The following is a 26,230-nucleotide window of genomic DNA, read 5'->3' as shown; positions in this document are numbered from 1 at the left end:
GGCGCCCAGGCCGGTGCGGTGTGCCTCTCCGGTCAGTCGGTGAGGTAGACGCCGGGCTCGTCGAGGGCGTGCACCCACACCGGGGCGCCGGCGATCTTCACCTCGGCCGCGGACAGGCCTCGGCGGTAGGCGCCGACGCCGTCCCAGCGGGTGCAGAGGGCGAACAGCTGCGGGTCGTCGGCGGCGCGGCCCAGCTCGCCACCGAGGAAGCCGGGGCGGGCCCGCAGGGCGGCGAGCAGCTCGTCAGCGGCGGCCAGGAAGGCGGGGACGTCGTCATCTGCGACGCGCAGGCGGGTCACGGCGAACACCGGGCACCTCCCTCCTCGATGCGACAAGAGTTGACAACCGTTCTCAGGCGCTCGGACCATGGTGCCATGTCCACGTCCGTGACCCCGTCCTCCCGGCCCGGGTCCCGGAGCGTCCCCGCCGACGTCCAGGCCGCCAGCGAGCTGCTGGCCGCGCTCGCCTCGCCGCTGCGGATGTCGATCGTGACCCTGCTGGACGAGCACGGCTCCCGCTGCGTGCACCAGCTGGTCGACGCGCTGGGCGTGCCACAGCCGCTGGTCTCCCAGCACCTGCGGGTGCTGCGCGGCGCCGGTCTGGTGACCGGCGTCCGCCGGCACCGCGAGGTCGACTACCGCCTGGTCGACGGGCACGTGGCCCACATCGTCCGCGACGCCCTCGCCCACGCCGGCCACGCCACCGAGTCCACCGACCCCGCTTGAAGCAGCTCCTTCAGGCGCTGCCGAAACGACGCTGGCGGCTGGCGTACTCCTCGCAGGCCTGCCACAGGTGCCGGCGGTCGAAGTCCGGCCACAGCGTGTCCAGGAAGACCAGCTCGGCGTAGGCGGCCTGCCACAGCAGGAAGTTGCTGGTGCGGTTCTCCCCCGAACTGCGCACGAACAGGTCGACGTCGGGCATGTCCGGCTCGTCGAGGAACCGGGCGACCGTTTCCTCGGTGACCTTCTCCGGCTTGATCCGGCCGGCGGCCACCTCGCGGGCGATCGCGGCCGCGGCGTCGGCGATCTCTGCCCGGCCGCCGTAGTTGACGCACATGGTGAGGGTCAGGACGTCGTTGTCCTGCGTCAGCTCCTCGGCGACCTCGAGCTCCTTGATGACGCTGCGCCAGAGCTTGGGACGCCGCCCGGCCCAGCGCACCCGCACCCCGAGCTCGTGCATCTCGTCGCGGCGGCGGCGGATGACGTCGCGGTTGAAGCCCATCAGGAAACGGACCTCGTCCGGGCTGCGCCGCCAGTTCTCCGTGGAGAACGCGTAGGCGCTGATCGCCCCGATGCCCAGCTCGATGGCGCCCTCGACGCAGTCGAACAGCGAGGTCTCCCCCGCCTCGTGCCCGGCGGTGCGCGGCAGCCCGCGCTGCTTCGCCCAGCGGCCGTTGCCGTCCATCACGATCGCCACGTGGTGCGGCACCTTGTCGTCCGGGATGTCCGGCGGGGTGACGCCCGAGGGGTGCGGGTTGGGAGCCTTCACCTCGCGCTTCACCACGTCACCGGTTCGCTCCCGCGGATCGCTCCGCTCCTCGCTCGTTCCTCGCTGCGATGCTCACGACCCTCTCCGCTCACGTTCGGTCCACCAGCGGCAGCGAGCGCAGGCCACGCTCCAGGTGCCACTGCAGCAGGGCTGCGACCAGGCCGCTGCCCTCCCGCCGGTTGGTGCCCAGGCTGGCCTCGGCCCGCCCCCAGTCCCCGGACAACAGCGCCTCCAGCAGTTCGATGGTGACCGGGCTGGGCATCGCCGAGCCGGTGGGCCGGCAGGACGGGCAGACCGTGCCCCCGGCCGGGACGGAGAAGTGCCGGTGCGGGCCGGCCTCGCCGCAGCGGGCGCAGTCGCCCAGCGCGGGCTCCCAGCCGGCGACCGACATCGCCCGGAGCAGGAACGCGTCCAGCACGAGCGGGGCCGGCTTGACCCCCTCGGCCAGCGTGCGCAGCGCCCCGACGACCAGCAGGAACATCCGCAGCGACGGCTCCTTCTCCTCCACCGTCAGCCGGTCGGCCGTCTCCAGCACCGCGGTGCCGGCGGTGTAGGCGCGGTAGTCGCCGACGATCTCGGTGCCGTAGGACCGGATCGACTCGGCCTGGCTGACGATGTCGAGGTTGCGGCCGGTGTAGAGCTGCAGGTCCACGTGGCTGAACGGCTCCAGCCGCGCACCGAACTTGCTCTTGGTGCGCCGCACGCCCTTCGCGACCGCGCGCACCTTGCCGGTGCGCCGGGTGAGCACGGTGACGATCCGGTCGGCCTCACCCAGCTTCTGGGTGCGCAGCACGATGCCCTCGTCCCGGTAGAGCGCCTGCGGGGTGGTGCTCACTCGCCCGCCGCCTCAGTAGCTGTGTCCCCGGCGACGGATCGCTCCGCTCCTCGGTCGCTGGCGCTCCCTGCGATGCTCACTCGCCCGCCGCCTCAGTAACCGAGCCGGTTGAGCTTCTTCGGGTCGTCCTGCCACTCCCCCAGCACGGTGACGTGCAGGGCCAGGTGCACCCGGCCGCCGAGCAGCGTCTCCAGCCCGACCCGGGCCTCGCTGCCGATCGCCTTGATCGTCTGCCCGCCCTTGCCCAGCAGCATCGGCTTCTGGCTGGGGCGCTCGACGTGCAGCAGCGCGTGGATCTCGGTGAACACCGCGTCCGGGTCGCGCGGGTCGGGCTTGCGGTGCATCTCCTCCACGGTGACGGCGAGGGAGTGCGGCACCTCCTGGCGCACCTTCTCCAGGGCGGCCTCGCGCACCAGCTCGGTGATCTGCCGCTCGACGTCCTCGTCGGTGGTCTGCTCGTCGGGGTACATCGGCGGCCCCTCGGGCAGCATGCCGATCAGCAGGTCCTCCAGCAGCGTGACCTGGTCACCGGCCACCGCGCTGACCGGCACGATCTCCCGCGCCTCGACCAGCTTGCTGGCCGCCACGAGCTGCTGGGTGATGGCCTTCTTGCTGGCCGCGTCGGTCTTGGTCACCACCAGCACGATCGGGGTGGAGACCTCCCTGAGCTGCCGGGCGATGAAGGCGTCGCCGGTGCCGACGGGCTGGTCGGCGGGGATGCAGAAGACGATGACGTCGACCTCGGACAGGGTGTCGCGGACGACGTCGTTGAGCCGCTGGCCGAGCAGGCTCTTGGGCTTGTGCAGCCCCGGGGTGTCGACGAGCACCAGCTGGCCGGCCGGCCGGTGCACCACCCCGCGGATGGCGTGCCGGGTGGTCTGCGGCCGGTTGCTGACGATGCCGACCTTCTCGCCGACCAGGGCGTTCGTCAGCGTGGTCTTGCCCGCGTTGGGCCGGCCGACCAGGCAGGCGAAGCCGCTGCGGTACGGCGGCTGATCGGAGGAGGTCACGCCGTCCAGTCTCCCACTGCGCACCGACAGCGCTGCTGCGACCGGCACGGGAGGCCCTCCTGCGATCATGGCGGGCATGCCATCCCGGTCCCGACGAGACAACGGCGAGCCCCTGGTCGTGCAGGCCGCCCGGGACCGTGAACGGCACATCAACCAGGTCACCAGCTACGGCTACCTCGCCAGCCGCGGGCCCAAGCGGCACGTCACGGTGACCCCGCGGCCGCTGCGGTACTGGCAGTACGACCCGGCCTCGCCGCTGGTCATCACGCTGACCGTGCTCGCCGTCGCGGCCTGGCTGGGGTTCCTGGGCTGGCGGGACGGCAGCGCCGCGGCCGCCGCGGAGGCGCCGATCGCCCTGGGGCTCGGCCTGCTGGTGCTGGTGGTGTCGACCGGCCGGTTCACCGTCTCCGACTTCGCCGTCTCCACCGACATCGCCGGGCTGCGGCAGACGTCGTCCTTCGGGGTGGTCCCGCTGGTGCTGGTCCGCGAGGTGGTGCTGGGCGCGCCGCCGGCCGGCTGGCCGAAGGCCAAGCGGCGCGGCGGCTGGTGGCCGGGCCGGCAGCGGATCAGCGTCCGGCACCTGGGCCCCGACGGGGAGACCCCGAAGGCGTTCACCGGCTGGGTGCGCGACCCGGCCACGGTCGCCGACGCCCTGGGCCACCCCCTGCCCTGACGGCCCCGTCCAGGGCACCGCCCTGAGCCTGCGAAGGGTGGGGAGGACGGGGTCCTTCGTCAGTCGTCCCCCAGACCGGGAGCGAGCAGCCGCGCCCGGGTCGCCCGCCGCACGGCGTCCAGCCGGGACGTCGAACCGAGCTTGGCGTTGATGTTGCTCAGGTGCCGCTTCACCGTGCCCTCGCTGATCCGCAGCTCGGCGGCGATCGCCGCGTTGGAGCGCGCCTTGCCGACCAGGGCGAGCACCTCCACCTCGCGTTCGGACAGCATCGGCCCACCCTGCGAGGTGAGGCCGGCCAGCCCACCGCGGGACACCGACAGGGTGATCAGGTCCTGCTCACGGTCGGTGGCGGCCCGGATCGCCGCGACCAGCTCGTGGTGCCCGATCGTCTTGATCAGGTAGGCGGAGGCGCCGCGCAGCAGCAGCTGGCGGGCCAGCGGGGTGTTCTCGTGCATGGTCAGGACGACGATGCGGGTGGACGGCGAGGCGCTGCGGATCTCGACCAGCGAGGTCAGCACCGACTGACCCGGCATCTCCACGTCCAGCAGCACCACGTCGGGCTGGTGGAGGCGGGCCAGCCGGACCGCCTCCTCCCCGTTCGCGCCCTCCGCCACCACCTCGATGCCCTGGTGGACGGCGAGCAGCGCGCCCAGGCTCTCGCGGAACAGCCGGTGGTCGTCGACCAGGACCACCCGGAGACCGCGCTCGGGGCCGGTCACGCCGACGCCCTCGGCACCGGCACGGTGAGCACCAGCCGGACGCCGCCCGGCCCGGTGTCGAGGGCCACGCTGCCGCCGAGGCCCTCGGCGCGCTCGCGCACCGAGGAGAGCCCCACGCTGCGGGTGGCGTCGACCGCCGCGGGGTCGAAGCCGGAGCCGTCGTCGGCCACGGTGGCGGTCAGCTGACCGTCGGCGACCCGGACGGCGACGTCGAGCCGGGTCGCCCGTCGGCCGTGCAGGAACGAGTTGCGGATCGCCTCGCGCACGATGAGGTAGCTCTCCTCCTTGACGTGGCCGGGCAGCGGCGCCACGTCCTCGCCGTCCTCGGTGAGCGTGACCTCCAGCCCGACCGGGGCGGTGAAGTCCAGGTACTCCTGCAGCGCCTGGCCGAGCGTGCGGTCCCCGACCACGTCGCGCAGCCGGGTGGCCATGCCACGCACGTCGTTGAGCGTGTCCAGCAGCAGCTGCCGGGTGGTGCGGAGCCTCTCCACGTCCAGCGGCTGGCCGGTGGCGTGCAGGTGCAGGGCCAGGTCGATGCCCTGCATCGCCGCACCGATCCCGTGGCTGGTGTGGTCGTGCAGGTCGCGGGCGACCCGGCGGCGTTCGTCCCGGTTGGCGTCGCTGATCCGGGCGAGCAGCACGTCGACGTAGGAGATCGACGCGGGGATCACCAGCTCGTCGATCACCTGGTGCAGGACCAGCGCGACCTGCTCGGTGGTGGACCCGGCTCCGGGCGCCGCGTCGTCCCGGTGCTGCGCGACGAGCGCGGGCAGCGCGCGCTGGAACAGCAGGCTGGCGACCCGCAGCGACTCGGCCGGGTGCAGGCCGGTGCGGGCCCGGTCGGCGCCGACGTCGGGCTGGGCGGCCGGGGCCGCGGCCGGCGGCAGCCCGCGGACCCGGGCGTGCGTCACCCGCAGCACGGCGAGGAGGCGACCGTGCAGCTGGACGGCCCGGGCGGGGTCCGCCGACAGTCGGGGGGCGACCACGGCGGCGTCGGCCAGGACCGTGTCGGCGATCGCGGCGTCGAGCTCGGCATCGGTGATCCGGCCGACGTCCGGCGCGGTCACAGCAGCACGCTGACGACGACGAGCGGGTTGGCCAGGTACTGGGTGACCATGAAGGCACGGTAGGGCCGACGCCGGAGCGGTCGCGGGCCACCCTCCGGCGTCAGCAGCGCCAGCACGGCGACGACCTCGCCACCCAGGCACACGGCGGCAGCCGGCGCGAGCAGCTGCGGCCAGACCCCGGCGAACGCGAGCGCGGTCAGCCCCAGCAGCAGCGAACCGCCGGCGATCCCCCGGACGGCGGTGCGGTGTCCGGCCACGACGGGCAAGGTACGTCGCCCGGCCAGGCGGTCCCCCTCCCGGTCACCGAGGTCCTTGGACGCACCGGCGACGGCCATCCACGCCGACAGGAGCAGGAAGACCGCTGCGTACGGGGCCGACAGGCCCCCACCGGCCGCGGCCACGCCGGCGCCGTAGCTGAGCAGGCCGCCCCCGATCGCGGCCACCGTGGTACCGGCCACGCTGTGCTTCAGCGGCCGCGGTCCGACGCTGTACGCCCAGCCGAGCACGGTCATCGCCACCGCGCAGGCCAGCAGTGCGAGCACGCCCGAGCAGGCCGCCAACAGCAGGCCGGCGACGGCCAGCGCCCACGCCGTCCGCACCGCGACCCGCGCCTCGACCCGGCCGGAGGCCAGCGGCCGGGTGCTGCCGTTGGCCCGGTCGCCGAGCAGGTCGGAGACCCCGTTGACCAGGTAGATGCTCATCACCAGCAGCGACCAGGCCAGCGCACCGATCACGACCGCCGGCCGCAGTGCGCCGGCACCGGCCACCCCGACGACGGCCCCGACGGTGTACCGCAGCGCGAAGACCGCCTGCACCACCGGCCGGGTCTCCGCCCAGAGCAGGGGGACGGCGCGGAGCAGGGACGATCGCTGTGTCACGGACACAGCCCCACCCTGGTCCAGATCGGGCCGATCTCCGCGCCCCGAAAGGTGTAGCTCGGCTACACCCTTCGACACATCCGTCCAGCCAGGACGCCGGGTCAGGTGGTGGTGCGGAGCACCCCGTCGGGCCCGGCGAGCAGGACCGGCGCCGCCGCGGTCAGGTCGTGGACGGCGGCCAGCCCGGCCTCCTCGACGGCCTCGGCAGCGCTGACGACGGCGGCCGCCTCGAGCCCGTCGACACCGCTGGAGACCGCGGCGGCGACGGCGGCCTGCAGCGCGGACAGCTGCAGCGAGGGCAGCGCCACGGTGGCGGCGAGGTAGGTGCGCCCGTCCGTGTCGCGCACCGCGGCGCCCTCGGCCGCGCCGGTGCGGCTCCGGGCGGAGCGGGCCAGCGTGATCAGCTTGGCGTCCTCGGGGTCCAGCTCAGCCACCGGATCGCTCTCCTGTCCGTCGGTCTGGCCCTTCCGCAGGGGCCCGACGCGAGCTTGCGAGCGGTGGGGGGCGGGAGGGTCCTTTCTCAGCTTTCCACGGCCGCCGGTTCGGGTTCCCGGGCGGGCTCGTCGTCCGCTTCCTCCGCGCTCGGCTCGGGCACCCGGTTGACCAAGATCGTGTCGATCTGGTTGCGCCGCCCGCCGGTGCTCTCGGCGACCAGCTGCAGGCCACCGACCTCGGCGGCCGAGCCCTCGATCGGCACCATGCCGATCTCCCGGGCCAGCAGGCCGCCGACGGTCTCGACCCCGTCGTCGTCGGGGAGCTCGACGCGGAACAGGTCGGCGAGGTCCTCCACGGGGAGCCGGGCGGTGATCCGCACCGAGCCGTCCTCCAGCTCCTCGATCGGCGGGCGCTGGACGGTGTCGTGCTCGTCGTCGATCTCGCCGACGATCTCCTCGAGGATGTCCTCGATCGTGACCAGCCCGGCGAAGCCCCCGTACTCGTCGACGACGACGGCCATGTGGGCCCGGGAGGCCTGCATCTCGCGGAGCAGCTCGTCCACCGGCTTGGACTCCGGCACGAAGGTGGCCGGGCGCAGCAGGTCCTCGACCTTCGGCTCGCTGGCCCGGGCGTCCGAGGAGCCCTGGGTGCGACGCACCAGGTCCTTGAGGAAGACCACGCCGATGATGTCGTCGACGTTCTCGCCGATGACCGGGAGCCGGCTGAAGCCGCTGCGCAGGCACAGCGCCAGCGCCTGCCGGAGGGTCTTGCCGCGCTCGATCCAGACCACGTCCGGCCGGGGCACCATCACCTCGCGGGCGATGGTGTCGCCGAGCTCGAAGACGCCGTGGATCATGTTGCGCTCGCCGGACTCGACGACGCCGCGCTCCTCGGCCATGTCGACCAGCTCGCGGAGCTCGACCTCGCTGCTGAACGGGCCGTCGCGGTAGCCCTTGCCGGGGGTGATCGCGTTGCCGATGAGGATCAGCAGCGTGGCGATCGGGCCGAGCAGCCGGCCCAGCAGCCGGATCAGCGAGGCCGCGGACAGCGCGATGTTGTAGGCGTGCTGCCGGCCCAGCGTCCGCGGGCCGACCCCGATGAGCACGTAGCTGACCACCGTCATCACCGCGATGGCGGTCAGCACGCCCAGTGCCACGCCGTCGAACAACCCGTCGAGGATGACCGCGACGATGACGGTCGCGGCCGTCTCGCAGGCGATCCGCAGCAGCAGCAGCAGGGCCACGTGCCGGGCCCGGTCCTCCATGACCTGCGCCAGCGGGCCCGCCCGCTTGGTCCCGTCCCGCCGCAGCTCCTCCACCGCGGCCTTGGACAGCCGCTGCAACGCGGCGTCCAGTGCGGCGAAGACGCCGGCGACGAGGACCAGGACGACGGCGATCCCCAGCAGGACGATCGCGGTCGAGCTCATCGGGTCTCCGGCTCCATCGGCTCGCCGGTCACCGACTCCCGCGGAGTGGCGCGCCAGCCCTCGAGGAGCTTGGACTGCAGGCCGAACATCTCCTTCTCCTCGTCGGGCTCCATGTGGTCGTAGCCCAACAGGTGGAGCACGCCGTGGGTGGCCAGCAGGAGCAGCTCGTCGGCCATCGAGTGACCGGCGGCGCGGGCCTGCCGGACGGCGACGGCCGGGCACAGCACCACGTCACCGAGGAGCGCCGGACCGGGGTCGGGGTCGTCGGGACGGGCGGTGTCCAGCTCGTCCATCGGGAAGGCCAGCACGTCGGTCGGGCCCTTCTCCCCCATCCACCGCTCGTGCAGGGTGGCCATGTAGTCGCCGTCGACGCAGAGCACCGACAGCTCGGCCAGCGGGCTGACCTCCATGGCGTCGAGCACGTAGCGGCAGACGCCGGCCAGCGCTCCTTCGTCGACGGAGATCTCGGACTCGTTGGCGACCTCGACGGGCACGCTCAGCTCCCCTGCTGCCGGGTCTGGGGACGGCCGTGCCGGGCCGGACGGGAGCCGGCCGCCGGCGCCGGCGGCTGCCGGGTGGCGTCCCAGCGCTCGTAGGCGTCGACGATGTCGCCGACCAGCCGGTGCCGGACGACGTCGGAGCTGGTCAGCGTGGAGAAGTGGACGTCGTCGATGCCCTCGAGGATCTCCCGCACGATCCGCAGGCCGCTCTGCGCACCCCCGGGCAGGTCGACCTGGGTGACGTCGCCGGTGACGACCATCTTGGAGCCGAACCCCAGCCGGGTGAGGAACATCTTCATCTGCTCGGCGGTGGTGTTCTGTGCCTCGTCGAGGATGACGAACGCGTCGTTGAGCGTGCGGCCGCGCATGTAGGCCAGCGGGGCGACCTCGATGGTGCCGGCCTGCATCAGCCGCGGGATCGACTCCGGGTCGACCATGTCGTGCAGCGCGTCGTACAGCGGCCGCAGGTAGGGGTCGATCTTCTCCGACAGCGAGCCCGGCAGGTAGCCCAGCCGCTCACCGGCCTCCACCGCCGGACGGGTCAGGATGATCCGGTTGACCTGCTTGGTGGTCAGCGCCTGCACGGCCTTGGCCATCGCCAGGTAGGTCTTGCCGGTGCCGGCCGGGCCGATCCCGAAGATCACGCTGTGGTCGTCGATGGCGTCGACGTACCGCTTCTGGTTCAGCGTCTTCGGCCGGATGGTGCGACCCCGGCGGCTGATGATGTCGAGGCTGAGCACGTCCGCGGGGCGCTCGGAGCCGCCGGCGCGGAGCATGCCGACGACCCGGCGGACCGAGTCCGGCCGCAGCGCCTGGCCGGTCGCCAGCAGGGCGATCAGCTCGTCGAAGACCCGGACGGCGAAGGCGTTGTCCGCCGGCTGGCCGGTGATCCCGATCTCGTTGCCGCGGACGTGCACGTCGGCGGCGAGCTCGGTCTCGACCAGGCGGAGGAGCTCGTCCCCGGAGCCCAGGAGGGCCACCATGGAGACGCTGTCGGGGACGGTGATGGAGGTGCGGACCTCGGCCGGTACGGCCGGTTCCGGGACGCCGGCTCCCGCGGCACGCGCGGAGAGCTCACGGGAGGACGCGATGGTCTCCGGTACGGCGTCTGGTGAGGTGTCGGGCAAGAACGCTCGACCCTGCCTTCCTGCGACGGGGGTTGTGACCCGGTCCAGCGTACCCGCGCAGACCCTTCTGAGGCGCGGCTCCACATCGGCCGGGGATCAGCGGCCGGTGTAGCGGGCCCTCCCCGGGCCGTCGGTGAGGAAGGACGCCACGGCCCCGCGCAGGTCCTCGGTGCCGAACAGCAGCCCCGAGACGGCCGGTACGACGTCGTCCGCCGCGGGTACGCCGTGCCGCACCGCCGTGGCGACCAGCCGCTTGGTCGCCGCGTGCGCGACGGTGGGGCCGGCGGCGATCCGGCGCGCGTACTCCCGGGCCGCCTCGGGGAAGCCGTCGTCGGGCAGGACGCGGTTGACCACGTTCCAGCGCTCCAGGACCGCGGCCGGGTAGCGCTCACCGGTGAACACGAGCTCCCGGGCCCGCGCCGGGCCGGCCCGCTCGGCCAGCCGCTGCGGCCCGCCCATCGACGGCGTGAGCCCGACGACGATCTCCACCAGACCGAAGGACGCGCTCTCCGCGGCGAGCAGCACGTCGCAGGCCAGTGAGATCTCGAACGCCGCGGTCAGGGTCAGGCCGTGGGCGGCGAAGACGGTCGGCACCGGGAGGCCCTCCAGCGTCTGCACCGTGCGCAGCAGCCGGGCCCACAGCGCCCCGCCGCGGGCGACGGCGTCCGGGCCCTCGGCGATCTCGGCGAACAGGTGCACGTCGACACCGGCGGAGACGACCCGGCCACGCGCCTCCACCAGCACCGCACGGGCCCGGTCGGGCCGCGCAGGATCGGTGAGCTCGACCAGCTGGCCGGTCACCCGTTCCCAGGCGTCGAACACCGCCTGGTCGAACAGGTTCAGCGGAGGGTTGTCCAGGACGACGACGGCGACGTCGCCGTCCCGCTCGAGCCGGACGGGGGCAGTGGTCTCGGACACACCGCCACTCTGGCAGGCCCGAGCGGCCTCAGCCGGGCGGCCAGCCCAGGCCGCGGCCGCCGAGCACGTGCAGGTGCACGTGGTGGACCGTCTGCCCGGCCTGCGGCCCGGTGTTGGCCACGACGCGGTAGCCGGGCTCGGGCGCGTCCGCCGTCACGAGGCCCTCCTGGACGGCGACGGCGTGTGCGGCCGCGACCAGCTCGGCGGTGAGCTCGGGGTCGGCGCCGGCCAGCGCACCGAGGGTGGCGTGGTGCTCCTTCGGGATCACCAGCACGTGGGTGGGCGCCTGCGGGTTGATGTCCCGGAAGGCGAGCGTGCGGTCGGTCTCCCGGACGACGTCCGGCGGGATCTCCCCGGCCACCATCCGGCAGAACAGGCACTCGTTCCTCGGCTCGCTCACCGGCCCGACCCTAGGCCCCGCCACCCGACCACCGAAATGGCCATTCTGGTGGTGGGCGCGGCCCGGGAGGACGGCGTGGGCGACGATGGGCCGGTCCGCCTCGTCCCTCTCCCCTGGAGGTCTCCCGTGTCCGCACCCCAGCCCCATCCGAGGACGTAGTGAGCAGTCGTCGCGCCGTCCGGTCGGGTGGCTTCGGAGAACACGCACTGAACAGGCGCGGCTTCCTCGCCGGGAGCGCCGCCGTCCTCGCCGCCGGGCTCGCCGCCTGCAGCCGGGACTCCCCCGAGTCATTGTCCGGGGGCTCGACCGGCAGCCGCGGCTCGCTGACCATCGGCGCCATCCCCGACCAGGACCCCGAGGTCCTGCAACGGCTGTACAGCACGCTCGCCGACTCGATGTCCGCCGCACTCGACCTGGACGTCGACCACCAGCCGGTCACCGACTACGGCGCCGCCGTCTCCCTCTTCCGCACCGGTGACCTCGACCTGGTCTGGTTCGGCGGGCTCACCGGCGTGCAGGCCCGGCTGCAGACCCCCGGCGCCGAGCCGATCGCCCAGCGCGACATCGACGAGTCGTTCACCTCGGTGTTCATCGTCAACACCGGCACCGGGCTGACCCCGGCCGACGACCTCGGCCCGCTGGCCGACCTGCGGTTCACCTACGGCAGCGAGACGTCGACGTCCGGCCGGCTGATGCCCGCGTACTTCCTGTCCGAGCAGGACGTCGACCCACAGGGCTTCCCCGGCGGCCCCGGGTTCTCCGGCTCGCACGACGCGACCATCTCGCTGGTCTCCTCGGGCAGCTACCAGGCCGGGGTGCTCAACGAGCAGGTGTGGCGGTCCCGCGTCGAGGACGGCACCGTCGACCCCGCGGCGGTGGTCCAGTACGCCCGCACCCCGGAGTACCACGACTACCACTGGCTGCTCAGCCCGGAGGCGGTGGAGCGGCTCGGCCCGGACCTGCCCGGACGGCTGCTCGAGTACTTCACCGGCCTGCCCGCCGGGGACGAGGTGCTGGAGCTGTTCGGCGCCGGGGCGTTCATCCCGACCGAGGCGTCGAACTACGACCAGATCGAGGCGGTCGGCCGCGACCTGGGGCTGATCAGCTGAGCGCCGTCCTCCGGCTGGACGGCGTCGAGGTCCGCTACGGCAGCACCCGCGCGCTGGCCGGTGTCGACCTCACCGTCGACGCCGGCCAGCGGGTGGCGCTGGTCGGGCCCTCCGGCGCCGGCAAGTCGACGCTGCTCGGGTTGGTCAACGGCTCGGTCCTGCCCACCGCGGGCTCCGTGCAGGTGCTCGGGGAGGAGGTCGCGGCGCTGCGCGGCCGGGCCCAGCAGCAGCTGCGGGCCCGGGTCGGCACGGTCCACCAGCACCTGGAGCTGGTCGGTCAACTGCGGGTGGTGCACAACGTGAACGCCGGGCGGCTGTCCAGCTGGCCCGCGTGGCGGGCGGCGTGGTCGCTGGTGCGCCCGCAGGGGCTGCCCGAGGTGCTCGCGGCGCTGGACCGGGTGGGGCTGGCCGACCGGGTGTTCGAGCGCACCGAGCGGCTCTCCGGCGGCCAGCGGCAGCGAGTGGCGCTCGCCCGGTTGCTGGTGCAGCAGCCCGAGCTGGTGCTCGCCGACGAGCCGGCCTCGGCGCTGGACCCGGTGCTGGCCGAGCGCGCCCTCGGCCTGCTCGCCGGGCTGGCCACCGAGCGGGGCGGCGCGCTGATCGCCTCCCTGCACGACCCGGCGCTGGCGCTGCGGCACTGCACCCGGGTGGTCGGGCTGGTCGAGGGGCGGGTGGTGCTCGACGCACCCGCGGCCGCGCTCACGGTCGGGGACCTGGCCGACTTCTACGGCGCCCCGCGGTGACCGCCGTCCAGGACCGGCCCCGGGTGGCCCCCCGGCTGCACCGGGCGCGGACCCGCTGGGCGTGGGGACTCGGTGCGCTCGCCGTGGTGGCGTGGTCACTGGCCGGCGCGGGTGCGTTCGCCGGCGACGTGGTCAACCCGGCCGGCACCGGGCAGTTCGGCCGGTTCGCCGCCGCCGCGCTCTCCCCCGCCCTCGACGGCCCGTTCCTCCGGGTGCTCGCCGACTCGGTGCTGGTCACCGTCGCCTACGCCGCGCTCGGGGCGGCGCTGGCGGTGCTGCTGGGCGCGGTCGGCGCGGTGGCGGTCGCCCGCACCACCTGGGGACGACGCCGGCTGGGCTGGACGCTGTCCCGCGGGGCGCTCGCCGTCCCGCGAGGGCTGCACGAGGCGGTGTGGGGGCTGCTGCTGGTCAACCTGCTGGGGCTGGACCCGTGGGTCGGGGTGCTGGCGATCGGCGTCCCGTACGGGGCGGTGACCGCAAAGGTCTTCGCCGACCTGCTCGACGAGGTGCCGCGCAGCGGGTACTCGGCCCTGCTCGCCGCGGGTGCCGGCCGGACGACGGCCGCGCTGTACGGGCTGCTGCCCCCGGCGTCGGGCGGGCTGCTGTCGTACTCGTTCTACCGGCTGGAGTGCGCGGTCCGGTCGGCCGTGGTGCTCGGGCTGATCGGCGCCGGTGGGCTGGGCTACCAGTTGCTGCTGTCGTTCAGCTCGCTGCGCTGGGAGCAGGTGTGGTCCTGCGTGTACGCGCTGGCGCTGCTGTGCCTGCTCGCCGACGTCGGCGGCCGTGCGGTGCGGCGCCGGGTGGCCGCGCCCCGCTCGTCCGGGGACCGGCTGCGCCGGGACCCGGCTCTGAGCGCCGCCGTGCTGGGCACGTTGGCCGGAGTCGTCTGGTCGTGGTGGTACCTGGCGATCTCACCGGCCACGCTGGTCTCCGACCGCACCGGCGAGCAGCTGCGCTACGTGCTCGCGGCTGCCTGGCCGCCGGACGTCGACCGGCCGCTGCTCTCCGCGGTCGCGTCGGCCGCGGTCGACACGGTGCAGATGTCGGTGATCGCGATCGCCGTCGCCACCGTCGGGGCGGTGCTGCTGGCCGGGGTGGCCGCCCGCCCGGCCCGCGCGTCAGCCGGACGTCGGCTGGCCGGGTCCGTCGTCCGGCTCGCCCTGCTGCTGCTGCGGGCCGTGCCGCCGCCGGTGTGGGCGCTGGTGCTGCTGTTCGTGCTGCTGCCCGGGATCCTCCCCGGGGCGCTGGCGCTCGGTGTCTACACGCTCGGCGTGCTGGGGCGGCTGGCGGCGGAGGCGACCGAGGAGCTGGACCCGCGGCCCCGGGCGGCGCTCACCGCGCTGGGTGCCGGGCCGGTGGGTGGCTGGCTGTACGGGGTGCTCCCGGCGGCGACCGGGCCGCTGCTGGCGTTCGCGCTGTACCGCTGGGAGGTGGCCATCCGGGACACCGTGCTGGTCGGGCTGCTGGGCGCGGGCGGGCTGGGAGCCCTGCTGGCCAGCCGGGTGGCCGCCTTCGACTGGGGCGCGGTGACCACCGTGCTGGTGGCACTCGTGCTGCTGACCGCCGCGGTCGACCTGGTCAGCGCCCGCGCCCGCTCCGCCCTCAGGAGTTGATCATCGGCGTTCGGCTGCCCACTTCGGCGTGTCGAGCAGCCATTCGCCGATGATCGACACGCCCGCTACCGCCAGCGGGTGCGGGCGGACAGGGCGGCGAGCACGGCGGCGCCGGCGGTCGACGTCCGCAGCACCTCGGCGCCCAGGCGCACCGACTGCGCGCCGGCCGCCCGGAAGGCGACCACCTCGCCGTCGGTCAGCCCGCCCTCGGGGCCGACGATGACGGCGATCGACCCGGTCGCCGGCACCTCGAGCTGCGCGAACGGCTGGCGGGCCTGCTCGTGCAGCACCAGGGCCAGGTCGACGTCGGCGAGCATGCCGCAGACCTGGCGGGTGCTCATCGGCTCGGTCACCTCGGGCACCCGCGGCCGGCGTGCCTGCTTGGTCGCGGCCCGGGCGGCCGAGCGCCACTTGGCCAGGCCCTTGTCGATCCGGTCGTCCCGCCACCGGGTGACGCAGCGGGCTGCGGTCCACGGCACGATCCGGTCGACGCCCAGCTCGGTGGCCAGGTCGACGGCGAGCGGACCCCGGTCGCCCTTGGGCAGCGCCTGCACCAGCACGAACTCCGGCTGCGGCGCGGGGACGTCGTGCCGGGCGAGCACCTGGACCTGCAACGCCGACCCCGCGGCCGCGAGCACGGAGCCCTCGACCAGCAGCCCCTGCCCGTCACTCACCCGCACCCGCTCACCGGCGCCGAGCCGCAGCACGTCGACGGCGTGCCGACCCTCGGCGCCGTCCACGGTGAGGACGTCGCCGTCCGGCAGCTCGTCGAGCAGGAAGAGGGGGGCGCCGTCGGCTGCGAGTGCGTCCGGGGCCTGACTCATCGGCCGTTGAAGGCGTCGCGCACCCGGGTGAACAGGCCACCGTGGTTCGCGCTGTTGCCGTCGGTGAGGTCCTCACCGCGCAGCCCGGCGAGCTCGCGCAGCAGCTCCTGCTGACGGCCGTCGATCCGGGTGGGCGTCTGCACGTCGAGGTGCACGAGCAGGTTGCCCCGGCCGGTGCCGCGCAGCCGCGGGGCGCCGTGTGCCCGCAGCGTGAGCACGGTGCCGGACTGGGTGCCGGCCTTGATGGTGAGGTCCTCGTTGCCGTCGAGGGTCTCGAGCTTGAGCGTGGTGCCCAGCGCCGCCGCGGTCATCGGCAGGGTGACCCGGCAGTGCAGGTCCTCGCCGTCGCGGGTGAACACGTCGTGCGGGCGCTCACGCACCTCGACGTACAGGTCACCGGCGGGGCCGCCGCCGGGGCCGACCTCGCCGTAACCGGCCAGCCGGATGCGCATGCCGTCCTCGACGCCGGCCGGGACCTTGACCGGGATGGTGCGGCGGGAGCGCACCCGCCCGTCACCGGCGCACTTGGGGCACGGGTTGGGGATGACCTGGCCGGTGGCCTGGCAGGTGGGGCACGGGCGGCTGGCGATGACCTGGCCGAGGAAGGAGCGCTGCACGCTCTGCACCTCGCCGCGGCCGTTGCAGGTGGAGCAGGTCTCCGGGTGCGTGCCGGGGGCGGTGCCGGCACCGGTGCAGGCGTCGCAGAGGATCGCGGTGTCGACGGTGACCTCCGTCGTGGTGCCGAAGACGGTCTCGTCGAGGTCCAGGTCGACTCGGATCAGCGCGTCCTCGCCCTCGCGGGTGCGGCCCCGCGGCCCGCGGCCGGCGCCCCCGCCGAAGAAGGCGTCCATGATGTCGCCGAGCCCGCCGAAGCCCGCGGCGTTGCCGAAGGGGCTGCCCCCCCGGCCGCCGTTGGTGTCGTAGGGGTCACCACCCAGGTCGATGATCCGCCGCTTCTCCGGGTCGGTCAGCGCCTCGTAGGCCCGGCTGACCTCCCCGAACTTCTCCTTCGCGCCCGGTTCCGGGTTGACGTCGGGGTGCAGGTCGCGGGCCATCTTGCGGTAGGCGCGCTTGATCTCGGTGTCGCTGGCTCCCTGGGCAAGGCCCAGCACGCCGTAGTAGTCGGTTGCCATGAAGCGTTCTCAGTCCTCAGCTCTCGGCCAACAGGTGGCCGACGTAGCGGGCCACGGCTCGTACCGCGGCGATGTTCCCTGCGTAGTCCATCCGGGTGGGGCCGACGACACCCAGGCCACCGAGCGCCTGGTCGCCGGACCCGTAGCCCACGGAGACGAACGACGCGGCGGTCAGCGCCTCGTGCTCGTTCTCCTCACCGATGCTCACCGTCACCGTGCTGGGCCCCACCTCGGCCATCAACCGCAGGACGACCACCTGTTCTTCCAGCGCCTCCAGCAGCGGGCGGAAGGTGCCGGGGAAGTCCAGCGCGCTGCCCTGCGCGAGGTTCGCCGTCCCGCCGATGACCAGCCGGTCCTCCGAGGGCTCGACCAGCGTCTCCAGCAGCGTCGCGCTCACCGCGGCGACCAGCGGGCGCAGGTGCGGCGCGGAGGCGTCGACCAGGTCGCCGACCTTGTCGCTGGCCTCGCCCAGCTTCGCGCCGGTGAAGGCGGCGTTGAGCAGGGTGCGCAGCTCGGCGACCGTGTCGGCCTCGGTGTCGACCGGCACCTCCACCACGCGCTGCTCGACCCGGCCGGTGTCGGTGATCAGCACCATCAGCAGCCGGGACGTCGACAGCGGCACCAGCTCCAGGTGCCGGACGGCGCTGCGCGCCAGCGTCGGGTACTGGACGACGGCGACCTGGCGGGTCAGCTGGGCCAGCAGCCGGACGCTGCGGCCCAGCACGTCGTGCAGGTCGACGGCGCCGTCGAGGAACTTCTCGATCGCCTTGCGCTCGGCGGCCGACAGCGGCTTGATCGCGCTGAGCCGGTCGACGAAGAAGCGGTAGCCCTTGTCGGTGGGCACCCGGCCGGCACTGGTGTGCGGCTGGGTGATGTAGCCCTCCTCCTCCAGCACCGCCATGTCGTTGCGGATCGTGGCTGGGCTCACCCCGAGGTCGTAGCGGGCGGCCAGGGCCTTGCTCCCCACCGGGTCGTTGGTGGAGACGTAGTCCTGGACGATCGCCCGCAGCACCCGCAGGCGCCGGTCGTCGTGCGCCACGGCTGACACCTCCCGTACCGGATCGACGTGGTCGGCGGTGGCTGCCCAGGGCAGGTGCCTGGCACTCGCGCGGACCGAGTGCCAGCATACGACCGCACTCCCCCGCCGACCTCCGGCTCGCTGATCAGGCGCAGGGGTTCGAGCGCTCAGCCGAGAACGCGCCCCTAGGGCGTGTCTCCTAACCGCTGGCGGTTGGGGTCGAGCGCAGGAAGTCGAGGCACCAGTTCGATCGAGTCAACTTCTCATCGCAGCTTGCCTGCCGTGTCGAGCATGCTCCAGTGACCCCAAGGGTTCGCCGCTCTTTGGCGGCGACCAGAGCTCCGGTCCGTCGATACCGAAGCAACAACAAGAGGTGAATCCGCCGATCTCCACACGACCGCCAGCAGCCGCCGGGTAGGTACGGGGCCGCTTCAGGGCTAGCGGTCCAGTCGAGCCACTGTCCAGTTTCCCGCGCTTGGCGGCCAACGCCCCCAACGCGGCACCGGCCCACCCGACCTACCCAGTAGCCCAAGCCGTAGACGTGGGCTTTGAACAGCCGCGCCATCTGTACCTCAATCGACACAGCATTGAGCGCCGCCAAGGCGGACAGCTCGCCGACAGCGGCAATACGTCAGACAACAGAAACGATCCTTTGGACTGACGCGCCGGCCGATTCTGCCGTCCTGAGGATGGTGAGACATTTTCAGATCTACTGCTACTCCCTGGTCGACCACGACGCACCTGATGCGTTGAACCAGAGAATGGCGAGCCCGATAGCGACTCGAAAGCTCGCCCTGTCACCGACCGATTGCCACGCGGCTCCGTAGAACGAGTCCGCTTCCTCGGCTGGCTCATTGACATGCTCGACTGTGAAGTTCTCAACCGAGTCGAAGGTTAAAGCGGCCTCCTTTGCGACGGTCGAACCCCCTCGAGATGCGAAACGGATCACTAGGGCCCTGTCCACGTAGTCACGACAGAACCCCTGCACGGAGTATTCGTCGTCCAGATCGACGTGCACGGCGCTGGGGCCTGTCACGATGCCAACAATTTCCTGACTCTCCGGCCAGGGGTGCATCCCAACGAAGGTAGGACTTTGACTCATTATCATCGCTTCCTCTTGGGAGTTGGTCCATGCTTCTTCAGTTGCTTCCTGGCGCCGACTAGGTCCCGCCATGTCATCGGCTTGGCAATACGACTCGCACGACCGGAATCAAATCCGCTGGGGTCTCGACTATTTCTTGTTGCGAACGTCTTGTGCGGCGTGGCCACTCCTCGATGCCCACGTCCAACTAAGTCGTACCGCCAGCGTCCTGACGCCACCGTCTTGAAAACGCTCGCTCTACCAGAGTTCAAGCTGACTGACAGCTTTTTGGCATAAGCTCGCTTGGCTGACTTGTTAATGCGTCCGGCGGTCTCGGTGGCTCGCTTACCGTACTTTAACACCGCGATTGCGGCCCCACCTCCCACGAAGGCGGCACCGACCGCGATCCCCATAGCGATCGCCATCTTCCTGTTGCCGGCCGCAGCGTATGCGCCAGCGGAGATGCCGGCCGCTATCGAGCCGACCGGCCCCGGGATCATGGACGCAACTTCGGCGACGATGGCGACCTTTTTCAGCACCCCCTTCCAGGACCAGCGTCCATCCAGGTCTGTGCAGTTGACCGGGTCAGCGGTGCAGTAGTCGTAAGCGGTGGCATTGCCACCGGGGATGGGGTCGACCGACCAGAACCGACCCGTCCCCGGGTCGTAGAGCCGCACCCCCATGAGCAGCACACCGGCCAGCGCGTCAGCCGATCGCTGCTTGCCACCCAACCAGCCGTAGCGGCCGTCCTTACCCGGCGCCGCCCCGTTCGTGACCACCGCCGCACCGGTGGTCAGGTCGGTGGCGTTGCCGAACTCGTCCGCCGCCTGGTGCCGCAGCCCGGTCCAGTCCGCGGCGCCCTCGCCGTCCCGGATCGGGACGGTGGTCATCACGTCGCCGTGCAGGTCGATCAGCTGCAGCACCCGGGCACCGGACTTGCCGGTCTGCACCGCCAGGTTGCCGTCCAGCCCGTCGACGAATCGGGTGATCGCATCGGGCAGCGAGGCGTCCTCGGCGATCCACGCCGGGGAGTCCGAGTCCGAGTCGTAGTGGTTGACCTTGGTGACCGCCTGCTGCCAGGCCGGCACCCCGTCCGCACCCGCGGCCCAGGACTCGGACGTGTAGGAGGAGAAGCGCTGCAGCGGGTCCAGCGACCAGGTCTGCCGGGCCACCCCCTCGATCGTCTGCGAGGCGACCAGGTCGTTGGCGTAGAAGGTGTTGGCCACCCGCGCGCCCGGGCTGCCCCGCACCGGGGCGCCGGTGATCCGGCCCAGCGGGTCGTAGACCCATGCCCCACCGTTGACCGACTCGGTGACCAGGCGGTCGGCGGTGTCGTAGGCGTAGGTGACCGCCGCGGCCTCCGGAGACGCCGGGTCCGCGCATGCCGACGTCGGTGACACCGCGGTACGCAGCGACGTCCGTTCGGCCCGCTCGTTGTAGCCGTACTGCCGGGCCGTGCAGACGCCGGCGCCCAGGGTGGTGTCCCGGACATCGGTCAGTCGACCGAGCCGGTCGTAGGCGTAGTTCTTGGTCGATGCGGACGTCGTGGAGCTGATCCACTGCCCGGCCCCGTTCTCCACCACCGACGACGTGGCGATGACGACGTCGTCACTGGCCCGCTTGTACGTGCGGGTGACCGGCGACTGGTTGGCGTCGTACCCCACGTCCAAGCGCACCCGCCAGGGAGCGACTGGCTGGTCAGCTGACCGTCGGGCCCGTAGACCGCCGAGAGGGTGCCGGCCACCGAGTCCTGCACCGACGTGACGAACCCGCGGGGCTCGATCGACCGATCGTAGGTGAAGGACGTCGTCGTCCCGATGCTGTCGCTGACCTTGGTCGGCTTGCCGAACCGATCGAAGACGCTGGTGGTCACACCACCGGCGGCGTCGGCGTACCGGGTCATCCGGCCGAGCCGGTCGAAGGTCTTCTCCACCTTGCTGACCGAGCCGTCGGGCTTCGTCGTGGACATCCGCACCACGTCGCCGTTGGTCGGGTCGTAGGTGCTGACCGTCTTGCCCAGCGCCGGGGCGCTCATCCCGGTGCCGGCGATCTCGACCGAGACCACGCGGTCGGCATCGTCGTAGGCCGTGGTGGTTGTGCGGGACTGGGTGACGGACGCGCCGTTCACCGGGCCGGCAGCGGACTCGGTGACCGAAGCGATCGAGCCGTAACGGTTGTAGCTGACCGTCTTGACCGGTAGCTGCGTCGCCATCCGGCCGGCGTCCTGCCCGGTGGCGGGGCCGGCGCTGCAGGTGCGGCACGCCAACCCAGCGATGCCAGGCTTGCCGCCGCACTCGGGGAACTGCGCATTGGCAGCAGCCGAGTAGTAGACGGTGAGCGTCGTCCCGGCGTCCGTGCCGGTGGACCCGGCCTTACGGGACTCCACGGCGCGACCCTGTGCGTCGTACCGCACCTTCGCGGTGACGTTGGCGCCACCAGGGCCGGCGTCGACGATCACCTGGGTGGGCTGCTTGTGCACCCAGCCGGAGGTGCCCTCGCGAGCCGGCTTGCCGTCGATCGGGTCGTACACGTTCTTGGTGACCACGACGTCGGCCAGTTGCTCCGGCACCGTGCCGGCGATCAGCACGCCCTCGGTCTCGGTGGTCGTCAGGTGATATGCGGCGCCGTCCGGCTTTCCCTCGTCGTAGACGTAGGTGCTGAGGTCGTGCACCAACCGCACGTCGTTCGGGTCGTTGCCGATCGCCAGCCGCAGCAGTGGGCCACGACTACGCAGGAGGTCGAGCCCTTCAGGCCCGTAGGTGGACAGCGACGAGAGGGCCATCGCCCGCGTCGCGGTGTCGGCCTGGGTGAGGTTCAGCGCGGCGAGGTCCGTTGCCGCTGACGGGAGCAACCCGAGCGACAGCAGCCGGTTGGTGGCGTCGAGCGAGCGGACGACGTTGCCGAAACGGTCGTGCTCGGAGGTGTCGATGAAGCCGGCCACCGGCGCGTCGGCACCCGCCGGAGACGCCGTGTTGACCTCGCGTCCAGAGGCGTCGAGGTAGTGGACCGTGGCGGCTCGGTAGCCGTCCTTCCCCGGCGTGGTGGCCGAGGCGGTCGTGACCGAGGGGACGTCCTCCGGCCCGAACACGGCTGTGGCATCGGTCGGCCCGCGGGTCTGCGCCCAGGTGGCCAAGGCGGCCGGGTTCAGGTCGTACGGGCCGCCGGCGGAACGGGTGGTCGGGACGGCGTAGACGACAGTGCTGGTGGTGTCCGGACCGACCTCGTCGAGGGTCCCCGGCTGCAGCGAGGCACGGGAGACGCTGAGCAGCCGCCCGGAACTGCGGTCGACCAGATCGCCGTTGCCCACGGTCGAGTTGGCTCCGCCGGTGCCGTAGCGGAACTTCCAGGGCAGCTCCCCCGGACTGCCGAGCTGGACGACGCGCCCGTCAGGGTCGTAGTCGTATGCCGTCTTCAGTGCCGGAGTGATCCGCGGGTCCCAGACCTCTCGGAGCCGCCCCTTGTCGTCATACGCGTACCGGACTGCGCTGACCGCATCCGTGACGGCGGCACCCGGGGCGGTCGACCACAGCTTCACCTCGACCAGGCGGTCGGCGTGGTTGCCGAACGCCGTCGCAGTGGCGGGAGCACCCGGTGCACCTGGGTCACCGACGTAGACCAGCTGCATCACCTCGCACCCGGCCGCGGGCACTGCGGTGGTACACGCCGTCTTGTTGACCGGCTAGCCGTCGACCCCAGGCTCGATCGGGGCGATCAGACGGGTGAGCCGCAGCCGCCCGTTCACGTTGCCGTACAAGAGCCGTGTCTGGCCGGCCGACGCAGGCGGGGACGTGGTCGCGAGGCTCCAGTCGGTCGCTGCGGCCTGGCGGACGAACTCGCTGACGGTCCCGTCGAGCTCGGTGACCCGCCATGTACTCGCGTCGACGGACGTCAGGGTCAGCGACTCGGCACCGGGCTCCGGCCACCACCGGCCGTCGCCGGAAGCCGTGAACCAGACCTCACCGCCGCCGGACAGGTGCAACGTGGCCACGTCCGGCTGCGGCTGGCTGATGCGCGTGTAACCGGTGTCCGCTGCTGCGTCGGCCGTGCCCAGGCTCCACTGGGGCCCCAGCGGAGCCCAGATCTCGCGCACGGACACGTCGTCGTAGAACACCTCGACGCCGGAGGTCCCGAAGCCGCTGTACAACCGGAAGAACGGTGCCCCCTTTGCGTCGGCCGGGACCTCCATGTCCACCGACAGCTGCTGCCAGGTGTCGGTCTTGACGGGTGCGTTGGAGCGGACCTCGCGATAGACGTTGTTGGCATCCAGGTAGAAACCGACCACCCGCAGCCCACGTGGCGACACCGGGGCGAGACCGGTCGATCCAGGAACGTAGATCCACGCGTCCGCGCGGTATGTGGCACCGGGGCGTAGCTGCCCGTTGGCGGGCGCGATCTCCACGAACGAATCCGCCGTGCTGCCGTCCGTCACCAGCCGCAAGGAGTCCAGCACCGACTTCGTGGGTTCTGAACCGCCGTGCCCCCGCCCGGTCACCCGTGCGTGGGTGACGCCGTTGCTGCTCAGACCGCTGACGCTAGCGATGGTCTCCTGCGCTGCTGACAGCAGCTCCTGCTGGGGCTCGAAGCCGGACCGGGGGTCCCGCGAGGAGGCCGCGCGGCCGAGTGCCAAGCCGAACTCGTCGACATCGGTGCTCGACAAGGTGTAGTCGCCGGTCAGCAGGTTGGCCGACCCGGGCCCGATCTCCGTCGTCGCCGCGTCGTCTGCATCGGGCGACACGGTCACGGTGACCCAGGCCGACTTGTAGGCGCCGGCTCCATCGGCATCGGCGGAGACGATCGCCTGTACCTGGACGGGACCAGGGACATGGCCGAGCGTCGAACTCACGTCCCAGCTGGCGTAGTCGCCCAGATCGCTGATCTTGGTCCAGGGCGCGGAGAGGGGGGTGCCGTTCGCCCGGGTCAGGTCAGCCAGCGCGATGTCCTGGCTCGTCGCAGCGTCGGGGCCCCGGCGGTAGGCGAACTTGACGTACTCGAACACCTGCTCGCCCGTGACCGAGAGCTTGACCCGGCGCACCACCTGGCTGCCCTCGACAGGAGAGGTCAGGCCCGCTCGGCCCACGTTGAAGGCGTACTTGACGATGGACGACCGGTTGCCGGCCCTGTCCACGGAGCGGACCTGCAGGACGTGCACCCCGTTGGTGGTCGGGGTCACCGAGAACGTGGTGACGTTGCCGGTTGCAGGGGTGAGCGCCGTCCGGGCGCCTGGTCCAGGCCCCACTCGAAGCCGACCAGGCTGGGATCAGACGTCTTCAGCGTCGCGGTGAACATCCCCGCGGAGTACTCGGACTTGTGCCACGTGCCGTCGCTCGGATAGTCCGTCGACGTGATCGGGGGCGCGCCCGGTGCTGCCGTGTCGACCCGGAAGTCGGCCCACGCCGACGTCGCGGTGTTCCATTGGAGACCGTCATGGGTGTGCAGCAGGAACGAGTAGGAACCCCCGTCCGCCAACACACCCGGTGGGACGTCGACAAAGGCGACCTGGCCGTCCCGCACGTTGTTGACCCACTGACTCCAGATGACCTGCCCACCGACCCGCCACAGCTCGAACAACGCGTTGGTGGACCCATCGGCGTCGTGGACGGTGCCCGACAGGCGAGGCGTGACGGACGACGTCCACCTGCCGTCCTTGTTCACCGTGTTGCTGACGGCGAGTCCGTCGGACGGACCGGGTGGGGTGTTCCAGTTGACGTACAGCGTGGGGACGCCCCAACCCGCCTCGGCCGAGTTGAACTTCTTCCAGCCGTAGGAGTCCCGTTCGTTCTCCGCCTTCACCCCCACGCCCACCGTGGTGTAACCGGTGCTGGACCACGTCTGCACGAGTTTGGTCAGATCCGCTGCCACCCAGCCGTCATCACAGCCGTTACCGCCCTTGGTCTGGCCCGAGGTGCTCTGTCGGTTGAACCAGCCCGGCTGGGCGTTGATGCGTGCGGCGGTGGTGGCTGGGGCGGTGTCCCAGACCTCCCAGTTGCGCGCCTGGCACGACCACGCGTGCCATTCGTACAGGTTGAGGCTGGCCTGCAGGATCGTCTTGTTGCGGATGCCCGAGAGGTCGAAGTTCATGAACGACCGCGCGACGGTGGCGCCTCCGTCGTAGGTGCCGAGCCGCAGTTCCGTACTGCCGGACTGGTCGCTGCTGAACCCGGTTTGCACCCAGGTGTCGAATCCCCACTCCCAGCGGTACTCCGGGTCCACGACCACCGGGTACTGGGTCTCTGCGTCCGCCAGGAAAGCCGTGTCCGGGGTGAGTGCGACCTCCACGGAGTGCGGAGAGGTGACCACTGCGGCATCAGTCAGCACCAGCGTGGTGCTGCCGCCGGCATCAGCCGACGCCGGGGAGTCGACCTGCCCCGGGGCGTCGGTGACCTCGGTCTCGCTGCCACTCGGCAAGGCCGGCGGCTCTCCCGGTGTACCGAGGTCGACCAGGGTCTGGGCGTCGCCTGCGGTGGTCGGCTCGCTCGGCCGCTCCTCGGCCGCCTCCTCAGCTCCCCAGTCCGGCAGGGGCGCGAGGGCGGTGAGCGGCTGGTCGTCTTCCTCCGTCCACGGCTCCGTGATGGGGTGCAGGCGCTCTCCATCGACGCCTGCGTCCCACACCTGGGGAGCGCCGCTGGATCCCACGACCTCACCGGTGTCCCCCGTGAAGGCGACTCCCCCGTCATCGGTCTCCGTCGCCGTGACGCCCTCACCGATGACCGTCAGCGAGAGGTCCGGCACCCGTCCTGGCTCCGGCCGCTCCGTGAGCACGTAGTACTGCTCGTAGCCGCTGCGCGTGGCCTCGACCACCAGATCGACCCCGGGCTGGACTTCCGGGTAGACCGCCCGGGGCCCCTCCAAGCGCGGGGTGGGCAGCTGCTGCGTCCAGGCGAGACCGACGGACTCCCCAGCCTCACCGGACATGGACAGGAGTTCGCCGTCCGCGGGCGTCCCGCCGCCTGCCAGTTCGAGATGAGCGGGATGGGCCTTCGGAGCGACGGTCCCCTCGGGCTGCACCTCCAGGGTCAGATCGACCTCGACCCAGTCCGATGACGTCGTCCCGTCTCCGTCGCCGGTCCGCACCCAGATCGGCGCCTGCGCCTGTCCGGTCGTCAGCGTCCCGTCCGGGTTGACCCAGGTCGACGAGGTCTCGGTGCGCTCACCGATGACCTCGACCCGTTCGCCCTGAGTGGCGTCCACCAAGGTGGTGTGCCAAGGGGCCCGGTGAGGGCGTCGGCGTAGACG

The 26,230-nt window shown here is 72.3% G+C and carries 26 protein-coding genes; 5 read left to right on the top strand and 21 right to left on the bottom strand.

Annotation, left to right across the window (positions count from 1 at the left end; translation table 11 throughout):
- Nucleotides 1-32: 32 nt before the first annotated feature.
- On the bottom strand, nt 33-308 hold the full coding sequence (locus tag IN07_RS03555; protein WP_052090682.1) for an antibiotic biosynthesis monooxygenase: 276 nt from the start codon (nt 306-308) through the stop codon (nt 33-35).
- Nucleotides 309-374: 66 nt separating this feature from the next.
- Between IN07_RS03555 and IN07_RS03550 the strand changes: the two genes are divergently transcribed.
- Nucleotides 375-725: an ArsR/SmtB family transcription factor gene (locus IN07_RS03550; protein ID WP_052090680.1), complete on the top strand. Its 351-nt coding sequence runs from the start codon at nt 375-377 to the stop codon at nt 723-725.
- A gap of 10 nt (nt 726-735) precedes the next feature.
- On the opposite strand, the gene IN07_RS03545 is transcribed toward IN07_RS03550, so the two are convergent.
- From IN07_RS03545 to era, 3 genes are all read right to left on the bottom strand, one after another.
- Entirely contained in the window at nt 736-1,488 is a 753-nt protein-coding gene (locus tag IN07_RS03545; RefSeq protein WP_231557976.1) for an isoprenyl transferase, read from the bottom strand.
- Between the two features lie 88 nt (nt 1,489-1,576).
- Nucleotides 1,577-2,323, bottom strand: coding sequence for a DNA repair protein RecO (recO, locus tag IN07_RS03540; protein WP_036333685.1), 747 nt, complete (start codon nt 2,321-2,323; stop codon nt 1,577-1,579).
- Between the two features lie 92 nt (nt 2,324-2,415).
- A complete protein-coding gene (gene era / locus IN07_RS03535) occupies nt 2,416-3,333 on the bottom strand; it encodes a GTPase Era (RefSeq protein WP_036333726.1) in 918 nt (305 codons plus the stop codon).
- A gap of 76 nt (nt 3,334-3,409) precedes the next feature.
- Here era and IN07_RS03530 point away from each other — a divergent pair, with 76 nt between their 5' ends.
- The gene (locus tag IN07_RS03530) at nt 3,410-4,006 is read left to right on the top strand and encodes a hypothetical protein (protein WP_156119017.1); all 597 of its coding nucleotides are present in this window, start codon (nt 3,410-3,412) and stop codon (nt 4,004-4,006) included.
- Between the two features lie 59 nt (nt 4,007-4,065).
- Here the strand turns inward: IN07_RS03530 and IN07_RS03525 are convergent, their stop codons facing one another.
- The 9 genes from IN07_RS03525 to IN07_RS24490 form a co-directional block, all read right to left on the bottom strand.
- Nucleotides 4,066-4,725, bottom strand: coding sequence for a response regulator transcription factor (locus tag IN07_RS03525; RefSeq protein WP_036333681.1), 660 nt, complete (start codon nt 4,723-4,725; stop codon nt 4,066-4,068).
- Entirely contained in the window at nt 4,722-5,792 is a 1,071-nt protein-coding gene (locus IN07_RS03520; RefSeq protein ID WP_052090678.1) for a sensor histidine kinase, read from the bottom strand. The genes IN07_RS03525 and IN07_RS03520 overlap by 4 nt, the downstream gene beginning before the upstream one ends.
- A complete protein-coding gene (locus IN07_RS03515; RefSeq protein ID WP_197058341.1) occupies nt 5,789-6,670 on the bottom strand; it encodes a UbiA family prenyltransferase in 882 nt (293 codons plus the stop codon). Before IN07_RS03515 ends, IN07_RS03520 begins: the two co-directional genes overlap by 4 nt.
- A 101-nt stretch (nt 6,671-6,771) precedes the next feature.
- Nucleotides 6,772-7,104, bottom strand: a complete 333-nt coding sequence (locus IN07_RS03510) for a hypothetical protein (RefSeq protein ID WP_036333679.1) — start codon at nt 7,102-7,104, stop codon at nt 6,772-6,774.
- A gap of 86 nt (nt 7,105-7,190) precedes the next feature.
- Nucleotides 7,191-8,531, bottom strand: a complete 1,341-nt coding sequence (locus IN07_RS03505; RefSeq protein WP_036333677.1) for a hemolysin family protein — start codon at nt 8,529-8,531, stop codon at nt 7,191-7,193.
- Nucleotides 8,528-9,025 (bottom strand): rRNA maturation RNase YbeY, encoded by a 498-nt coding sequence (gene ybeY / locus IN07_RS03500; protein ID WP_036333675.1) that lies wholly within the window; start codon nt 9,023-9,025, stop codon nt 8,528-8,530. Before ybeY ends, IN07_RS03505 begins: the two co-directional genes overlap by 4 nt.
- 2 nt (nt 9,026-9,027) lie before the next feature.
- A complete protein-coding gene (locus tag IN07_RS03495; RefSeq protein WP_052090674.1) occupies nt 9,028-10,158 on the bottom strand; it encodes a PhoH family protein in 1,131 nt (376 codons plus the stop codon).
- 96 nt (nt 10,159-10,254) lie between these two features.
- Entirely contained in the window at nt 10,255-11,076 is an 822-nt protein-coding gene (locus IN07_RS03490; RefSeq protein ID WP_036333673.1) for an enoyl-CoA hydratase/isomerase family protein, read from the bottom strand.
- Between the two features lie 28 nt (nt 11,077-11,104).
- On the bottom strand, nt 11,105-11,476 hold the full coding sequence (locus tag IN07_RS24490) for a histidine triad nucleotide-binding protein (RefSeq protein WP_036333671.1): 372 nt from the start codon (nt 11,474-11,476) through the stop codon (nt 11,105-11,107).
- 158 nt (nt 11,477-11,634) lie between these two features.
- On the opposite strand from IN07_RS24490, the gene IN07_RS03480 reads away from it, so the two are divergent.
- Genes IN07_RS03480 through IN07_RS03470 form a run of 3 tightly spaced genes read left to right on the top strand, consistent with a single transcriptional unit; the run spans nt 11,635 to nt 14,941 of the window.
- Entirely contained in the window at nt 11,635-12,585 is a 951-nt protein-coding gene (locus IN07_RS03480) for a putative selenate ABC transporter substrate-binding protein (RefSeq protein ID WP_036333669.1), read from the top strand.
- On the top strand, nt 12,582-13,328 hold the full coding sequence (locus IN07_RS03475; protein ID WP_052090695.1) for a phosphonate ABC transporter ATP-binding protein: 747 nt from the start codon (nt 12,582-12,584) through the stop codon (nt 13,326-13,328). The genes IN07_RS03480 and IN07_RS03475 overlap by 4 nt, the downstream gene beginning before the upstream one ends.
- Nucleotides 13,325-14,941, top strand: a complete 1,617-nt coding sequence (locus tag IN07_RS03470; protein ID WP_036333667.1) for a PhnE/PtxC family ABC transporter permease — start codon at nt 13,325-13,327, stop codon at nt 14,939-14,941. Before IN07_RS03475 ends, IN07_RS03470 begins: the two co-directional genes overlap by 4 nt.
- A gap of 65 nt (nt 14,942-15,006) precedes the next feature.
- Here the strand turns inward: IN07_RS03470 and IN07_RS03465 are convergent, their stop codons facing one another.
- The 8 genes from IN07_RS03465 to IN07_RS03430 form a co-directional block, all read right to left on the bottom strand.
- A complete protein-coding gene (locus tag IN07_RS03465; protein WP_052090669.1) occupies nt 15,007-15,765 on the bottom strand; it encodes a 16S rRNA (uracil(1498)-N(3))-methyltransferase in 759 nt (252 codons plus the stop codon).
- Nucleotides 15,762-16,898, bottom strand: a complete 1,137-nt coding sequence (gene dnaJ, locus IN07_RS03460; RefSeq protein WP_036333665.1) for a molecular chaperone DnaJ — start codon at nt 16,896-16,898, stop codon at nt 15,762-15,764. The genes IN07_RS03465 and dnaJ overlap by 4 nt, the downstream gene beginning before the upstream one ends.
- A gap of 16 nt (nt 16,899-16,914) precedes the next feature.
- Nucleotides 16,915-17,937: a heat-inducible transcriptional repressor HrcA gene (gene hrcA / locus IN07_RS03455; RefSeq protein ID WP_036333663.1), complete on the bottom strand. Its 1,023-nt coding sequence runs from the start codon at nt 17,935-17,937 to the stop codon at nt 16,915-16,917.
- A gap of 694 nt (nt 17,938-18,631) precedes the next feature.
- A complete protein-coding gene (locus tag IN07_RS03450; protein ID WP_156119016.1) occupies nt 18,632-18,991 on the bottom strand; it encodes a hypothetical protein in 360 nt (119 codons plus the stop codon).
- A gap of 29 nt (nt 18,992-19,020) precedes the next feature.
- Entirely contained in the window at nt 19,021-20,577 is a 1,557-nt protein-coding gene (locus tag IN07_RS03445; protein WP_197058340.1) for an RHS repeat-associated core domain-containing protein, read from the bottom strand.
- Nucleotides 20,493-22,622: an RHS repeat domain-containing protein gene (locus IN07_RS25580; protein WP_036333657.1), complete on the bottom strand. Its 2,130-nt coding sequence runs from the start codon at nt 22,620-22,622 to the stop codon at nt 20,493-20,495. Before IN07_RS25580 ends, IN07_RS03445 begins: the two co-directional genes overlap by 85 nt.
- Nucleotides 22,623-22,676: 54 nt before the next feature.
- Nucleotides 22,677-24,032, bottom strand: a complete 1,356-nt coding sequence (locus tag IN07_RS03435; RefSeq protein WP_156119014.1) for a hypothetical protein — start codon at nt 24,030-24,032, stop codon at nt 22,677-22,679.
- Between the two features lie 131 nt (nt 24,033-24,163).
- Nucleotides 24,164-25,606: a DNRLRE domain-containing protein gene (locus IN07_RS03430; RefSeq protein ID WP_197058339.1), complete on the bottom strand. Its 1,443-nt coding sequence runs from the start codon at nt 25,604-25,606 to the stop codon at nt 24,164-24,166.
- Nucleotides 25,607-26,230: the final 624 nt, after the last annotated feature.

The organism is Modestobacter caceresii, assembly GCF_000761485.1.
Taxonomy (GTDB): domain Bacteria; phylum Actinomycetota; class Actinomycetes; order Mycobacteriales; family Geodermatophilaceae; genus Modestobacter; species Modestobacter caceresii.
The sequence above is the reverse complement of the archived record's forward strand: the minus strand, read 5'-3'. Positions and strand labels throughout refer to the sequence as shown.

Coding starts and splice junctions, on each gene's coding strand:
- dnaJ (WP_036333665.1), bottom strand. CDS start 16,898: ATGGCAACCGACTACTACGGCGTGCTGGGCCTTGCCCAGGGAGCCAGC.
- IN07_RS03450 (WP_156119016.1), bottom strand. CDS start 18,991: ATGCACCCCTGGCCGGAGAGTCAGGAAATTGTTGGCATCGTGACAGGC.
- IN07_RS25580 (WP_036333657.1), bottom strand. CDS start 22,622: ATGCAGCTGGTCTACGTCGGTGACCCAGGTGCACCGGGTGCTCCCGCC.
- IN07_RS03550 (WP_052090680.1), top strand. CDS start 375: ATGTCCACGTCCGTGACCCCGTCCTCCCGGCCCGGGTCCCGGAGCGTC.
- IN07_RS03465 (WP_052090669.1), bottom strand. CDS start 15,765: ATGAGTCAGGCCCCGGACGCACTCGCAGCCGACGGCGCCCCCCTCTTC.
- IN07_RS03505 (WP_036333677.1), bottom strand. CDS start 8,531: ATGAGCTCGACCGCGATCGTCCTGCTGGGGATCGCCGTCGTCCTGGTC.
- IN07_RS03530 (WP_156119017.1), top strand. CDS start 3,410: ATGCCATCCCGGTCCCGACGAGACAACGGCGAGCCCCTGGTCGTGCAG.